Below are 14,958 nucleotides of genomic sequence, written 5' to 3' on the forward strand. Positions count from 1 at the left end.
CGTATTAATAGCTATAATTCTGATATAAAAAGTAAAAAATGTCTCCCACAAAACCTGATACTTTTATAAAACAAAGGAAAAACAAAAAAACAAACCACCAAAATTTGCATTTTATCAATTGAAACAGATACGGTATCTTTGCGTAAACATACAACAACACAATGAACTACTTTTCATCTGATTTTAAATTAGGAATTCTAGGAGGTGGACAATTAGGCAAAATGCTTTTGACCGAAACTAGAAAATTTGACATTCAAACTTTTGTATTAGACCCAAGTGATGAAGCCCCTTGCCGAATGGCTTGCAATAAGTTTTACAAAGGCAATTTAATGGATTACGACACCGTATACCAATTTGGTAAAATGGTTGATGTATTAACTTTTGAAATTGAACTAGTAAATCTTGAAGCCTTGTTGCAATTAGAAAGTGAAGGACTTACTATTTATCCATCGCCTAAAACTTTGCAGCAAATTCAAAACAAGGGCAAACAAAAAGATTTTTATGTTGAAAATAATATTCCAACAGCGCCGCACCAACGTTTTGTAGATTTAAACGCTTTGAAGAAAGCTTTGGAAATAGACGAATTGGATTTTCCTTTTGTATGGAAATGTGCTCAATTTGGCTATGATGGAAACGGTGTAAAAGTGTGCCGTTCAGCAATTGACTTAGTAAAATTACCAGATGTTGAATGCATCGCTGAACAAATGGTTCCGTTCAAAAATGAATTGGCAGTTATTGTTGTTCGCGCTGCTTCTGGCGAGGTAAAAACCTATCCGGTGGTTGAAATGGAATTCCATCCCGAAGCCAATCAAGTTGAATATGTGATTTGTCCCGCCCGAATTGATTCGAGAGTTGCCCAAAAAGCAATCGAAATCGCATTAAAAGTTTCAGAAGCGTTTGATCACGTTGGATTATTAGCTGTAGAAATGTTTCAAACCGAAGACGATGAAATTTTAGTCAACGAAGTCGCTCCTAGACCACACAATTCCGGACATTATTCTATTGAAGCAAGTTACACCTCCCAATTTGAAAACCATTTACGCGCCATTTTAGACTTACCTTTAGGAAATACGGATAGCAAAGTTGCCGGAATTATGGTAAATTTGGTTGGTGAAGAAGGTTTTTCGGGTCAAGTAGTTTATGAAAACATTGAAAAAATAATGGCAATTGATGGCGTTACTCCTCACATTTACGGCAAAAGAGAAACAAGACCTTTCCGAAAAATGGGTCATGTTACAATTGTAAATGAGAATATGGTTGAAGCGAGAAGAATTGCGGAAGAAGTTAAGAATAGTATTAGAGTGATTTCATAAATTAAGAGATTGAAAAATTGAAAGATTAAAAAATTGGTTTGCAACAAAATTTAAAATTCCACTCTAAAATCTTTAAATTCTTAAATCTTTAAATCTTTAAATAAAAAATAATGAAAGTAGCCATCATCATGGGAAGCATTTCGGATATGCCGGTAATGCAAGAAGCCATCGACATATTAAAAGGATTTGACATCGAAACTGAAGTTGATATTGTTTCGGCACACAGAACACCTGAAAAATTATTTGATTTTAGTAAAAATGCTCACAACCGAGGTATCTCAGTAATCATTGCTGGTGCTGGTGGTGCGGCGCATTTACCTGGAATGGTGGCTTCCATGTCGCCACTTCCTGTTATTGGCGTTCCTGTAAAATCGAGCAATTCAATTGATGGTTGGGATTCGGTATTGTCAATACTTCAAATGCCTGGTGGTGTTCCCGTAGCAACAGTAGCTCTTAATGGAGCCAAAAATGCTGGAATTCTTGCCGCGCAAATCATAGGGAGTCATGACAACTGCGTTTTAGACAAAATCATTTTTTATAAAGAAGGATTAAAACAAGCTGTTGATAAAGCGGCATCTGAATTAAAAAAATAATTATCTTTAATAAAAAGAAAACTATGAATATTCAAACTTCAAAAATTGAGTTAGCCAAAGTTATTTTGGATATTGAAAACCCAAAATTGATTGAAGAAATTATTCATTTGATCCAGTCTAAATCTACTTTAACCGAAAAACAAAAGACAGCCATCGATGAAGCGATTTTTTCTTTAGAAAATAAGGAAGGGATTGCTCATGATATGGTCATGGAGGAAACCAGAAATCGCTATTCAAAATATTTCAAATAGTGATTGTTATTTGGGCGCCACAAGCTAAAAAAGACTATTGGCAAAACATTGATTATCTTGAAGCTGAATGGTCATTTCAAGATGTTGTAAATTTTATAGCCAAAGTAGACAACACAATTGCTCTGTTAGTAAATAACAACATTGAATTTATTTCTACAAATTACAAAAGCGTAAACAAAGTTGTAATTACGAAACAAATAACGCTTTACTACAGAATAAATTCTGATACCATAGAATTACTCCGATTTTGGAATACGTACCAAGATTTAGAAAATTTAAAACTTTAAAACGTAAGGACAGTCCCGCCTTGTCCCTTCAAATAAAATTATGAAAACACTTACCTCAATATTCAATACCAAACACAATACAGCACCATTTTCGGCAATAAAACTGGAAGATTACAAACCTGCTTTTATCGAAAACATCGCTGCCGCAAAAGCTGAAATTGATGCCATCATTACTAATTCTAATGTTCCAACTTTTGAAAACACGATTGTGGCTTTAGATTTTGCTGGTGAACAATTGGATAGATTATCTTCAATTTTCTTCAATTTGAATTCAGCTGAAACTAACGACGAAATGCAAAAAATCGCTCAAGAAGTTTCTCCGTTGTTAACTGAATTTAGTAATGACATCGCTTTAAACGAAGATTTGTTCAAAAGAGTTAAAGCCGTTTATGATCAAAAAGATTCGTTGATATTAACTACGGAACAAGCTACTTTATTAGACAAAAAATTCAAAGGATTTTCTAGAAATGGAGCTTTATTGAATGAAGAAGACAAGTTAAAGTTACGCGAAATTGACACCGAATTAGCCAAAATTAAATTGACGTATGGCGAAAATGTTTTGGCTGAAACCAATAATTATCAATTGCATATTACTAACGAAGATGATTTAAAAGGCTTACCGGCTGGCGCCAAAGAAATGGCCGCAAGTTTGGCAAAATCAAAAGAATTGAAAGGTTGGGTTTTCACTCTTGATTTCCCGAGTTACTTGCCTTTTGTAACCTATGTTGACAATCGTGAATTACGAAAAGAAATTGCCATTGCTGCCGGAAAAAAATCATTTCAAGACAACGAATTCGACAATAAAGAGAACGTAAAACGTATTGTAGCATTGCGTCATAAACGCGCTAATTTATTGGGATACAAATCACATTCTGATTTTGTTTTAGAAGAACGAATGGCACAAAATCCTGAAAAAGTACTTTCGTTTTTGAATGATTTATTAGAAAAAGCAAAACCAGCAGCCCAAAAAGAATTTGCTCAATTAACCGCTTTCGCAAAAGAATTAGACGGCATTGATCAATTAGAAAAATGGGATGGCGCTTACTATTCGGAAAAATTGAAACAAAAATTATTCAACTTTGATGATGAGATTTTAAAACCTTATTTCAAATTGGAAAATGTTTTAAATGGAGCTTTCACTATTGCTGAAAAACTATTCGGAATTACTTTTAAAGAAGTTTTTGATATTGACAAATACCACGAAGATGTTCAAACTTTTGAAGTGTTGGATTTCGAAGGACAATTAGTGGCTGTTTTCTATGCTGATTTTTTCCCGAGAAAAGGCAAACGAAATGGTGCTTGGATGACATCTTACAAATCGCAAGCTATAAAAAATGAAATCAATGAAAGACCACATGTTTCTATCGTTTGTAATTTCACACCTCCCACAGAGACTAAACCATCTTTATTAACTTTCAATGAAGTAACAACCTTATTTCATGAATTTGGTCATGCGTTACACGGAATGTTAGCGAATACAACTTACCCGAGTTTGTCTGGAACTTCAGTGTATTGGGATTTTGTAGAATTGCCAAGCCAAGTAATGGAAAACTGGTGCTACGAGCCAGAAGCATTGGCTTTGTTTGCAAAACATTACGAAACGGGTGAAGTTATCCCTCAAGAATACGTAGAAAAAATAAAAGAAAGTGCGAGTTTCTTAGAAGGAATGGCAACATTAAGACAGATCAGTTTTGGACTTTTAGATATGACCTATCACGGAAAATCCCAAACCATTGAAGATGTCAAAGCTTTTGAAAAACAAGCAATGGCAGGCACAAGTTTATATCCTGATGTTGCTGAGAATTGCATGAGCACGTCTTTTTCACATATTTTTCAAGGTGGATATTCGTCAGGATATTATAGTTACAAATGGGCTGAAGTTTTAGATGCGGATGCTTTTGCTTATTTTCAGGAAAAAGGAATTTTCAATAAAGAAGTGGCAACGAAATTCAAAGACAACGTACTTTCAAAAGGTGGCACCGAATTACCAATGGAATTGTATAAAAAATTCAGAGGTCAAGAACCAAAAGCAGATGCGTTACTGAAACGTGCTGGTCTTTTGTAGAAATCAAAGAGTGCTTAAATTATGAGAAAATTATTTTATTCTTCGATTATAGCATTGTTTCTATTGAGCTGTAAAAAAGAAAGAAATACTAATAATTTCGATAACATTATTCATTTTGTCATTACTGATGAAATTGCTAGTAAAAATGATACTGTAAAAAGATTTAATGAAGTCTTTTCGAGCGTTAATGGACATAAAATAAATTTTCAAACTTTTGAGAAAGAGCTTATCTCATATGGTTACTTAAAAAATCCTGTGCCTAAAGAAAAAATTAAAAAAATTGATGAATTCCTAACAAATGATATTAATTACGAAAGTCATTTAACAGCATGTGTTCCGTCATATAGAGATATATTAATTTTAAAGAAAAATAGTAAAACTGTCAGTGTTTTGAAACTCTGTTTTGAATGTGGTATGGTTGATAAATATGGGGTTATAGAATCAAATTATAGCAAGAACACTGATTTTGATACTTACATTATGAATCTTGAGGTTTTTAATAAAATTCTTTACGGAAAAACTCATTAACAATTAATTTTACCATTAAGTGATTTAAGAAAATGAAGTATAGCAGCTTAATTTCCTTAAATCACTTAATGGTTTTAAGAAAACGCAACTTCAAAAAATCTCTAAAGTTATCTTTTTCCACAACCAAAAAACTCGGTTGATAGGCATCGATAAATGTTTTTACAACCTTGGACTACTATTGATTTGACTGTAATAAGCTAATCAAGTTAAAATTTCATAATTGCACCAATATTTAATTGCACAGAAATAACTTAAATAATTTAAAATCAAACCATTAAGAGACTCAAGAAAGTTAAGTGTCCCTGTAAAAAACTTAATTTTCTTAAATTCCTTAATTGTTTAAAAAAAATCTTAATCACCAATATTATATTTTTCAAAATAAATTAAATCAAAACAAAAACAAACTTTCATTTATTATTGAAAGTTCGAAAACATTGTTTATCTTTACACTATGACAATGAGCATTTATGCGATTTGCATTTGACCGTTTGAAAAACAATAAAATCGACAAATGAAATTCAAAGAAGCAAAAAATAAATTCGTTCAAACTTGGGGTGCATTAGGCAGTCAATGGGGAATTAACAAAACCATGGCTCAAATTCATGCGCTTTTGATGGTTTCACACGAAGCCGTTTCGATGGAAGACATTATGGAGGAATTGCAAATTTCTCGCGGCAACGCATCTATGAACTTACGTGCCCTGATGGATTGGGGAATTGTTTACAAAGAATACAAAGCGGGTGAACGACGCGAATTTTTTACAGCTGAAAAAGATTTAGACGAATTGGCTGTGAAAATTTCAAGAGAAAGAAGCAAACGCGAAATCAAACCTGCGTTAAAGGTTTTAAAAGAAGTTTCTTCCATAACATCAGACAATACTGCGGAAGAAAAACACTTTGTAGATCAAACAACTAAATTGTACGATTTTGTTCTAAAAGCAGATAATGTTTTGGATAAAATGACGGAATACAAAGACAATTGGCTAGCAAAATTGGTTGTTAAAATAATGAAATAGTTTTTTAATCATTTTAAAATATTACTCTAAAAAAATATTCAATGAGACCAAAAAAAACAACAAATAACGAATTAAGTAACTCTTTACCTAACTAAAACTTTCATTTTTTTCTGAAAGTTTAAAAATAAAACTTAAAATTATGAGCTTCTTAACCGCAGAATGGAATGATTTAGCAATGTTTAATTACGAAATCGATCCGAAAATTTTAGAAAATTATGTTCCAAAAGGAACTGAACTCGATTTATGGAACGGCAAATGCTACATTAGTTTAATTGGTTTTATGTTTGAAAATGTGAAAGTATTAGGAATTAAAGTTCCATTTCATGTGAATTTTGAGGAAGTCAATTTACGCTTTTATGTAAAAAGATTCGAAAATGGAATTTGGAAACGCGGTGTTGTTTTCGTTAAAGAAATTGTTCCAAAGCATGCCATCACCATTGTTGCCAACACCTTATACAACGAGCATTACCAAACCTTAAAAATGCGACATTCAAGAACTGAAAACGATACATCAAAATGTTTTCAATACGAATGGTTCAAGGATGCAAAGTGGAATTCCATTTCGATGACAACAAATAAAAATCCAATTCCGATTGAAGCAAATTCAGAAGCCGAATTTATTACGGAGCATTATTTTGGGTACACCAATTACAACAAAGAAAAATCAATTGAATATGCTGTTTCGCACCCAAGATGGGAACAATTACAAGTGATTGAATCGAAAATTGATGTTGATTTTGAGAATATTTACGGCAAAGATTTTAAGTTTTTAGAAGATTTAAAACCAACCTCTGAATTTCTTGCTATTGGATCAAAAATAACGATTGAAGGTAAAAAAACGATAAGATGAAAATCATGAACTTAACAATCCCAAACTGGCTGATTATCCTAAGTGGAATTGGTCAAATATTTACAGCACTAATTTATCCTTACATCCGACATCAAGTTTTTGATTGGTATAATGATGTAAAGCAATTGAAACCTCTAAATCAAGAAATTGCTAAAACGTACGGAAGATATATTCAGGGTTTGAACTTTTCTTTCGGATTGATTGCCATTTTATTTACTAATGAATTAAAAGAACAATCCGCATTAGCAGTTGCCTTGACCGGATTGATTGCTGCCTACTGGGTTGGAAAAGTAGCTACTCAAATTGCCTATTATCCCATGTATGAAATTCCGAAAAGAACCTTATTTAAGGTTGGAAGTTATTTTATGAACTCACTTTTCGTCCTTTTTGCAGTAGTAAATACGATGCTATTTATTCATAATTTGATTGGACATTATAAAATTTTCTAATCATTAGAGCGTTCCCTACGCAAAAGCTTCGGGTCAGGCTTTACGTTCCCGCTTTTTTTCATTGGCAAAAAAGCCAATCAAAAAAGAGCTTCACTGCAATCCTTAACGCAAAACACCTTTAAAAATGACAACTATACAATTAACCACGAGAATAAACGCACCTATTGAAATCATTTTCGATTTATCCAGAAACATTGATGTTCATCAACAATCCACTGCGAAATCAAATGAAACCGCTATTGCTGGAATAACTTCAGGTTTGATAAATTTAAACGAAACCGTAACTTGGCGTGGGAAACATTTTGGTATTTATTTAAAACACAAAAGCTTAATATCAGCAATGGAAATTCCAACTTACTTTGTAGATGAAATGCTCGAAGGCAAGTTTAAATCCTTCAAACACCAGCATACTTTTATCCAAAAAAAAGGATTTGTGATCATGGAAGATAAAATCCAATACGAAACTCCGTATGGCATTTTCGGGAAAATCTTTGACCATTTTCTCCTCAAGAAACATTTAACCAAATTCATTTCTGAAAGGAATTATTTTATCAAATCATTAGCTGAAAATCATCAAAAATAACCACCAAAATATAGGAATACTTTCTACCCAAAAAGAAGCGTAATAGCGCGACCGGTTTTCATTTGCATTTACTAAAAACAAAATTGTAGTTAGCGCCAACGCTAGTTTCAAAAGAAAAAACTTCAGTTGAAAATCGGGCGTCAAAAACTCCAATAAAACAAACAAAACCATCAATACAACTCCTATTTGCTTGGTTCGTTGCACACCTATTTGTTGCGGAACGGTTTTTAAATGTGGATCATCCAATTTTAAATCAATGATCTCAAAAATTAAAATCAAAACAAAAATTAGTAAAAACCTTTGTATCGCCGTGACATATAATCCATCTGAAAAAATTCCTTCACTGTTGAGGATAGGTAAAAAAAGCGTCACTCCTACCCAACATAAAGCCACAACATAGATTTTGATACCAGCCCAATTTCGAGCATTCTTTTGATTAGGAAAAAAAGGCAAAGTGTATAACAAAGTCAACGCTAAAAACAATACCGAAACCATTTGTGTATTGTAGGCCAAAGCAAAAAACAAATAACCACAAATGAGTAAAGACAAAGCACTAAATCCCACAATCATTTTGAGTTGAAAACCGATAGCTTGTCCTTGTTTTTGAACAAGTTGGCCGTACTTAACAAAATTATAAGCCACTACGGTTCCAAAAAACACAAAATAACCAAGAGCCGCTTGATAAGAAATGTGGAAGAGTTGTTCAGTCATTCGCAGCAAGGCAAAACAAGACAAACCTACGTGAATGCTGCTATTGATATAAAAATCAAATATTTGTTTGAAAAACTTCATTAGACAAAATTAATCAAAGTGTTAATAAGAAAGGGATTTAGTTGAAAAATTCACAGAAAATCACGTTTAAAAAGGCAATTAATAGCATTTTAATATTTAATTTTACCACCTTTAAATCGCAAGAAACACACAACCCATTTTATACACAATGAAAACAGACGCTTTTGCATTAAGACACATTGGTCCAAGAGAAAATGATGTAGCACACATGCTCAAAACAATTGGCGCTTCAAGCTTAGAACAATTGATTGACGAAACGATTCCGAGTGATATTCGCTTGCAAGCTGACTTAGATTTGCCAGCTGCAATGACCGAGTATGAGTTTGCCAATCATATTTATAATTTAGGTAATAAAAATAAAGTTTTTCAAAGCTACATTGGTTTAGGATACCACGCTGCCATCATTCCAGCAGTTATTCAAAGAAACGTTTTCGAAAACCCAGGATGGTACACGGCATACACACCTTACCAAGCAGAAATTGCGCAAGGTCGTTTGGAGGCTATTTTGAATTTTCAAACTACGGTTATTGAATTGACCGGGATGGAAATTGCAAATGCTTCTTTACTCGACGAAGGAACCGCTGCTGCCGAAGCTATGGCGTTATTATTTGATGTGCGTTCTCGTGATCAAAAGAAGAACAATATTAGTAAATTCTTCGTTTCTGAAGAAATTCTGCCACAAACACTTTCGGTTTTACAAACGCGTTCAACACCAATTGGAGTTGAATTAGTAATTGGAAACCACGAGACATTCGATTTCTCATCAGAGTTTTTCGGAGCTATCCTTCAATACCCTGGTAAATTTGGACAAGTACATGATTACGCTTCCTTTATTGCCAAAGCAAATGAAAACGAAATTAAAGTAGCCGTTGCTGCTGATATTTTAAGTTTAGTTAAATTGACTCCTCCGGGTGAAATGGGCGCTGCAGTTGTTCTTGGTACAACGCAACGTTTCGGAATTCCGTTAGGTTATGGCGGTCCGCACGCTGCTTACTTTGCAACCAAAGAAGAGTACAAACGATCTATGCCAGGTCGTATTATTGGTGTAACAGTTGATACTGATGGCAACCGCGCTTTACGTATGGCTTTGCAAACGCGTGAACAACACATTAAACGTGATAAAGCGACTTCTAATATTTGTACTGCACAAGTTTTACTATCAGTTATGGCTGGTATGTACGCTGTGTACCATGGTCCAAAAGGATTGCAATACATAGCTAACAAAGTTCATGCATCTGCTGCGACTCTTGCAAACGCATTGACTGCATCAGGTTATACACAAAGCAATACTGCGTTTTTTGATACTATCTTAATAAAAGCTGATGCTGCAAAGGTGAAAGCTGTTGCCGAGAAACATGAAGTGAACTTTTACTATCCAGATGCTGAAAGTATTTCGATTTCGTTAAACGAAACCACAAGCATTGCCGATTTAAATAAAATTTTAGCAATTTTTGATGAAGCAAACGGAACAACTACCGCAGCCATTTCAGATTTATCAACAACGAATCATTTCCCTGAAAATTTAGATAGAAACAGCACGTTCTTACAACATGATGTTTTCAATAAATACCATTCAGAGACAGCTTTAATGCGTTACATCAAAATGTTAGAGCGCAAAGATTTAGCGTTAAATCATTCTATGATTTCTCTTGGATCTTGTACAATGAAATTAAATGCTGCTTCTGAAATGTTACCGTTAAGTATGGCACAGTGGAACAACATTCACCCATTTGCACCACTTGATCAAGTACAAGGATACCAAGAAATGCTTACTACTTTAGAGCAACAACTCAATGTAGTTACAGGGTTTGCTGGAACAACATTACAACCAAATTCAGGTGCTCAAGGAGAATACGCAGGTTTAATGGTTATTCGTGCTTACCACCAATCTCGCGGTGATCACCACCGTAACATTGCTTTGATTCCATCATCAGCTCACGGAACCAACCCGGCTTCTGCAGCTATGGCAGGAATGAAAGTTGTGGTAACTAAAACTCTTGAGAACGGAAATATCGATATTGACGATTTACGTGAAAAAGCAATTCTTCACAAAGATAATTTGTCTTGTTTAATGGTAACTTACCCTTCTACTCACGGAGTTTTTGAAAGCGCTATTAAAGAAATTACACAACTGATTCACGATAATGGTGGTCAAGTTTATATGGATGGTGCTAACATGAATGCACAAGTAGGATTGACAAATCCTGCAACAATTGGCGCTGATGTTTGCCACCTTAACTTACACAAAACATTTGCTATCCCTCACGGTGGTGGTGGTCCAGGTGTAGGTCCTATTTGCGTAGCACCACAATTGGTTCCGTTTTTACCAACCAATCCAATCATTCCTACAGGTGGCGAAAATGCCATTACAGCAATTTCTGCTGCTCCTTGGGGTTCGGCTTTGGTTTGCTTGATTTCTTACGGATACATTTGTATGTTGGGAGCTGAAGGTTTGAAAAAATCTACCGAATATGCGATCTTGAACGCAAATTACATCAAAGAAAAACTTAACGGTCATTACGATACTTTGTATTCTGGTGAAATGGGTCGTGCTGCTCACGAAATGATTTTAGAGTGTCGTCCGTTTAAAGAAAAAGGTATCGAAGTTACTGATATCGCAAAACGTTTAATGGATTATGGTTTCCACGCTCCTACCGTTTCGTTCCCAGTTGCTGGAACTTTAATGATTGAACCAACTGAAAGTGAAAACTTAGAAGAATTAGATCGTTTTTGTGATGCCATGATTTCAATTCGTAAAGAAATTGAAGCGGCAACAATCGAAAACCCAAACAATGTTTTAAAAAATGCGCCACACACTTTAACTATGGTTACTGCTGATACGTGGAATTTTCCATACACACGTGAAACTGCAGCTTTCCCATTAGATTATATTGCGGATAACAAATTCTGGCCAACAGTTCGCCGTGCGGATGAAGCATATGGTGACAGAAATTTAGTTTGCTCTTGTGCTCCAATTGAAGCGTACATGGAAAGCTAGTCGCACCAAAATATTTTTTAAAACGCCTCGAAAATTTCGGGGCGTTTTTTTTTGATCCAAACTTCAAACAAACTTATTTATTTCACAAAAACCAATAAACTAAGAATCAAACAACAAACTCCAAGTTCAAGCACCATCAACAAATTTCGCAATGAAATTTAATTAACACAGAATTATTATCAGTTTATTTGCCAATTATCTTATTTTTCATAATTATATGCACGCATAGTAAATTTTGTGATAGTTATATTTTTATATTGGTTAAATTAGCCTCGAAAATTGCAAAAAGAACACGATGAAAATAAAAATAGCTGGTATAGGAAGCTATATTCCTGAAGTACAAATAGCCAATACAGACTTTAGTGAACATGTTTTTTTGAATGAAGACGGCAGTCCATTTGCCTATCCAAACGAAGTTGTTATTGGTAAATTTAAGGGCATCACCGGAATTCAAAACCGCCGCTATGCCGAGCCACATCTTAATTCATCTGACTTAGCTTATTTTGCAGCTCAAAAAGCAATTAGCAACGCTGCTATTGATCCTGAAACTATTGATTATATCATCTTTGCACATAATTTTGGCGATGTTTCCCATGGCACTATCCAATCAGATATGCTTCCAAGTTTGGCAACCCGAGTTAAAAACAAATTGCAAATTAAAAATCCAAAATGCGTTTCCTACGATTTACTATTTGGTTGTCCTGGCTGGATCGAAGGTGTACTGCAGGCCAATGCTTTTATCAAATCAGGCATGGCAAAACGTTGCCTAGTAATTGGTTCTGAAACACTTTCTCGCGTAGTCGATGCTCATGATCGCGACAGCATGATTTATTCTGACGGAGCTGGAGCAGCCATAATTGAAGCCTCTACAGATGAGAGCGGCATGTTATCTTACGAAAGTGCAACTTACGCCAATGATGAGGCTAACTACCTCTTTTTCGGAAAATCCTACAACCAAGACCTCGACCCTGACACCCGTTACATCAAAATGTATGGTCGCAAAATATATGAGTTCGCTCTAACCAACGTTCCCTTGGCAATGAAAAACTGCCTTGAAGCAAGTGGTGTAGCGATAGGAGATCTTAAAAAAATCCTTATCCATCAAGCCAATGAAAAAATGGACGAAGCCATCATCAACCGCTTCTACAAATTATTCAACCAAACCGCTCCAAAAGACATCATGCCTATGAGTATTCACGACTTAGGAAACAGTAGTGTAGCCACGGTACCGACACTTTTCGACCTACTTATTCGCGGCGAAATCGAAAACCAATCCATTAAAAAAGGTGATGTATTATTATTTGCCTCTGTAGGCGCGGGCATGAACATCAACGCTTTCGTATACCGCTATTAGTATATAATAGTCCAAAGTCCTCAGTATATAGTATATCTTTTGCCATCAAATACTATTTACAATAAAATAAAGATTAAAAAGCCAAGGACTAAGGACTAGAAACCAAAAACTAAGGACTTTGGACTAAGAACCAAGGACTAAAAAATAAGAAGCCAAATCCGGCTGTACATTGCAATTCCTCGTTATAAAATTTGTTTTTCTAAGGCAGGAACGCGCTTCCGCTGGTCGCCGTTCCTGCCTTGTAAAACTACATTTTACCACTCCGGGATTTTCATTCCCATCCAGGCTAAAAAACCACGCCCAAAAACACTTTTATTACTATATTTGTAGCTTGGTGCCACGCTGGCAAAATCAATAAAAACCATGTACGAAAAAACATTCCCAAATAAAAGATTTAAGCATACTTTAGAGTTTTTACAAAAGCACATTACAACTTCTGAAACAATTTTTGACCTAGGCGTACCCAATCCGTTCTCTAAAATTATGGAGCAAAATGGATATACTGTAAAAAACACCACAGGCGAAGATCTTGACAAAGACCAAACTGCGTTACAAACCGAATCCTACACCGTATTCACTGCGTTTGAAATATTTGAACATTTGCTAAATCCGTATACCGTTCTCGAAAACGTGAACTGCGATAAATTACTTATTTCTATCCCATTACGACTTTGGTTTTCACCCGCCTACCGCAGTAAAACTGATATGTGGGACAGGCATTACCACGAGTTCGAAGATTGGCAATTGGATTGGCTACTCGAAAAAACAGGTTGGAAAATTACCGCTCGCGAAAAATTTACACATCCGGTAAAAAAAATCGGATTCAGGCCTTTGTTGCGTTATTTCACACCGAGATACTACATCGTTTTTGCAGAGAGAATCAAATAATAAAAGCTCGAATCAAAGCTTTTTTATGTTGTAAAAAGCAAAATCAAACCACATTATTGTACAGCAAAAACGCGTATTATGCAGTATTACATCATCATTCCTACTTACAACGAGGAGCAATTCATTTCATTAACACTTCAATCGTTAACTGATCAAACGGTTTTACCTACCAAAGTAATCATCGTCAACGACAGCTCAACAGATAGAACACCCGAAATTGTTGCAGCATTTGCAAGCAAACATCCTTGGCTTGAAATGGTGACTAAAGAATCAGCTGACATACATTTGCCTGGAAGCAAAGTAATCCAAGCCTTTCAAAAAGGTTTAGAAAACATAGATGACAATTACGATATTTTAGTAAAAGCCGACTCTGATTTGATTTTTCCATCCAATTATTTTGAAAAAATCATTCAGCACTTTCAATCAGATGCTCGCATAGGAATGGCAGGAGGTTTTTGCTATATAGAAAAAAATGGCGAATGGATCCTGGAAAACTTAACCGACAAAGATCACATTCGTGGTGCCTTAAAAGCGTACAGAAAACAAACTTTCAAAGATATTGGCGGCCTTAAACCGGCTATGGGTTGGGATACCGTTGACGAATTACTTTGCAAATTTTACAATTGGAAAGTGGTTACTGATGAATCCCTACACGTAAAACACCTTAAACCAACCGGCGCACGCTACGATAAAACAGCACGCTACAAACAAGGCGAAGCTTTTTATACTTTAGGATATGGTTTTTGGATTACAGCAATTGCATCAGCGAAACTGGCGCTGATGAAAAAAAAGCCGTTACTATTTTTGGATTACCTCAACGGTTTTTGGAAAGCTAAGGCTGCACAAAAGCCATTACTTGTGACAAGCGAACAAGCTCAATTTATTCAAAAATACCGCATGCAAAAGATGAAGGACAAATTGTTTGGCAACAATTAAACAGCAATCACATAAAAATGCAGTATTTTTACATATTATTTCAAACTGAATACAAC

The 14,958-nt window shown here is 35.0% G+C and carries 15 protein-coding genes; 14 read left to right on the forward strand and 1 reads right to left on the reverse strand.

Going from position 1 to position 14,958, the window contains the following annotated elements; genetic code table 11:
* The first annotated feature begins 161 nt into the window (after positions 1-161).
* From KBJ98_RS11730 to KBJ98_RS11775, 10 genes are all read left to right on the forward strand, one after another.
* Positions 162-1,313, forward strand: coding sequence for a 5-(carboxyamino)imidazole ribonucleotide synthase (locus tag KBJ98_RS11730; protein WP_210790908.1), 1,152 nt, complete (start codon positions 162-164; stop codon positions 1,311-1,313).
* 107 nt (positions 1,314-1,420) lie between these two features.
* Complete coding sequence (purE, locus tag KBJ98_RS11735; protein WP_166138318.1) at positions 1,421-1,906, forward strand: 5-(carboxyamino)imidazole ribonucleotide mutase; 486 nt, start codon at positions 1,421-1,423, stop codon at positions 1,904-1,906.
* 23 nt (positions 1,907-1,929) lie between these two features.
* Entirely contained in the window at positions 1,930-2,157 is a 228-nt protein-coding gene (locus tag KBJ98_RS11740) for a hypothetical protein (protein WP_210790910.1), read from the forward strand.
* Positions 2,157-2,444 carry a type II toxin-antitoxin system RelE/ParE family toxin gene (locus KBJ98_RS11745; RefSeq protein ID WP_210790911.1) on the forward strand — a complete coding sequence of 96 codons (288 nt, stop codon included), beginning with the start codon at positions 2,157-2,159 and terminating at the stop codon, positions 2,442-2,444. Before KBJ98_RS11740 ends, KBJ98_RS11745 begins: the two co-directional genes overlap by 1 nt.
* A 40-nt stretch (positions 2,445-2,484) precedes the next feature.
* Positions 2,485-4,509 carry a M3 family metallopeptidase gene (locus KBJ98_RS11750; protein WP_210790913.1) on the forward strand — a complete coding sequence of 675 codons (2,025 nt, stop codon included), beginning with the start codon at positions 2,485-2,487 and terminating at the stop codon, positions 4,507-4,509.
* 21 nt (positions 4,510-4,530) lie between these two features.
* A complete protein-coding gene (locus KBJ98_RS11755) occupies positions 4,531-5,037 on the forward strand; it encodes a hypothetical protein (RefSeq protein WP_210790916.1) in 507 nt (168 codons plus the stop codon).
* Positions 5,038-5,548: 511 nt separating this feature from the next.
* A complete protein-coding gene (locus tag KBJ98_RS11760) occupies positions 5,549-6,052 on the forward strand; it encodes a GbsR/MarR family transcriptional regulator (RefSeq protein ID WP_210790918.1) in 504 nt (167 codons plus the stop codon).
* Between the two features lie 139 nt (positions 6,053-6,191).
* The gene (locus tag KBJ98_RS11765; protein ID WP_210790920.1) at positions 6,192-6,902 is read left to right on the forward strand and encodes a YqjF family protein; all 711 of its coding nucleotides are present in this window, start codon (positions 6,192-6,194) and stop codon (positions 6,900-6,902) included.
* Positions 6,903-6,907: 5 nt separating this feature from the next.
* Complete coding sequence (locus KBJ98_RS11770; protein ID WP_210790922.1) at positions 6,908-7,351, forward strand: hypothetical protein; 444 nt, start codon at positions 6,908-6,910, stop codon at positions 7,349-7,351.
* A gap of 124 nt (positions 7,352-7,475) precedes the next feature.
* Complete coding sequence (locus KBJ98_RS11775) at positions 7,476-7,934, forward strand: SRPBCC family protein (RefSeq protein ID WP_210790923.1); 459 nt, start codon at positions 7,476-7,478, stop codon at positions 7,932-7,934.
* Here the strand turns inward: KBJ98_RS11775 and KBJ98_RS11780 are convergent.
* Positions 7,911-8,726, reverse strand: coding sequence for a UbiA prenyltransferase family protein (locus tag KBJ98_RS11780; RefSeq protein WP_210790924.1), 816 nt, complete (start codon positions 8,724-8,726; stop codon positions 7,911-7,913). The two genes, KBJ98_RS11775 and KBJ98_RS11780, sit on opposite strands and share 24 nt — an antisense overlap.
* Positions 8,727-8,874: 148 nt before the next feature.
* Between KBJ98_RS11780 and gcvP the strand changes: the two genes are divergently transcribed.
* The 4 genes from gcvP (at position 8,875) to KBJ98_RS11800 (ending at position 14,902) form a co-directional block, all read left to right on the forward strand.
* Positions 8,875-11,724, forward strand: a complete 2,850-nt coding sequence (gene gcvP, locus KBJ98_RS11785) for an aminomethyl-transferring glycine dehydrogenase (RefSeq protein ID WP_210790925.1) — start codon at positions 8,875-8,877, stop codon at positions 11,722-11,724.
* 295 nt (positions 11,725-12,019) lie between these two features.
* Positions 12,020-13,078, forward strand: a complete 1,059-nt coding sequence (locus KBJ98_RS11790; protein WP_210790926.1) for a 3-oxoacyl-ACP synthase III family protein — start codon at positions 12,020-12,022, stop codon at positions 13,076-13,078.
* A gap of 363 nt (positions 13,079-13,441) precedes the next feature.
* Entirely contained in the window at positions 13,442-13,966 is a 525-nt protein-coding gene (locus KBJ98_RS11795) for a methyltransferase (protein ID WP_210790927.1), read from the forward strand.
* Between the two features lie 78 nt (positions 13,967-14,044).
* Positions 14,045-14,902, forward strand: a complete 858-nt coding sequence (locus tag KBJ98_RS11800; RefSeq protein WP_210790928.1) for a glycosyltransferase — start codon at positions 14,045-14,047, stop codon at positions 14,900-14,902.
* Positions 14,903-14,958: the final 56 nt, after the last annotated feature.

Origin of the sequence: Flavobacterium erciyesense, assembly GCF_018069925.1 — a bacterium.
Lineage (GTDB): Bacteria > Bacteroidota > Bacteroidia > Flavobacteriales > Flavobacteriaceae > Flavobacterium > Flavobacterium erciyesense.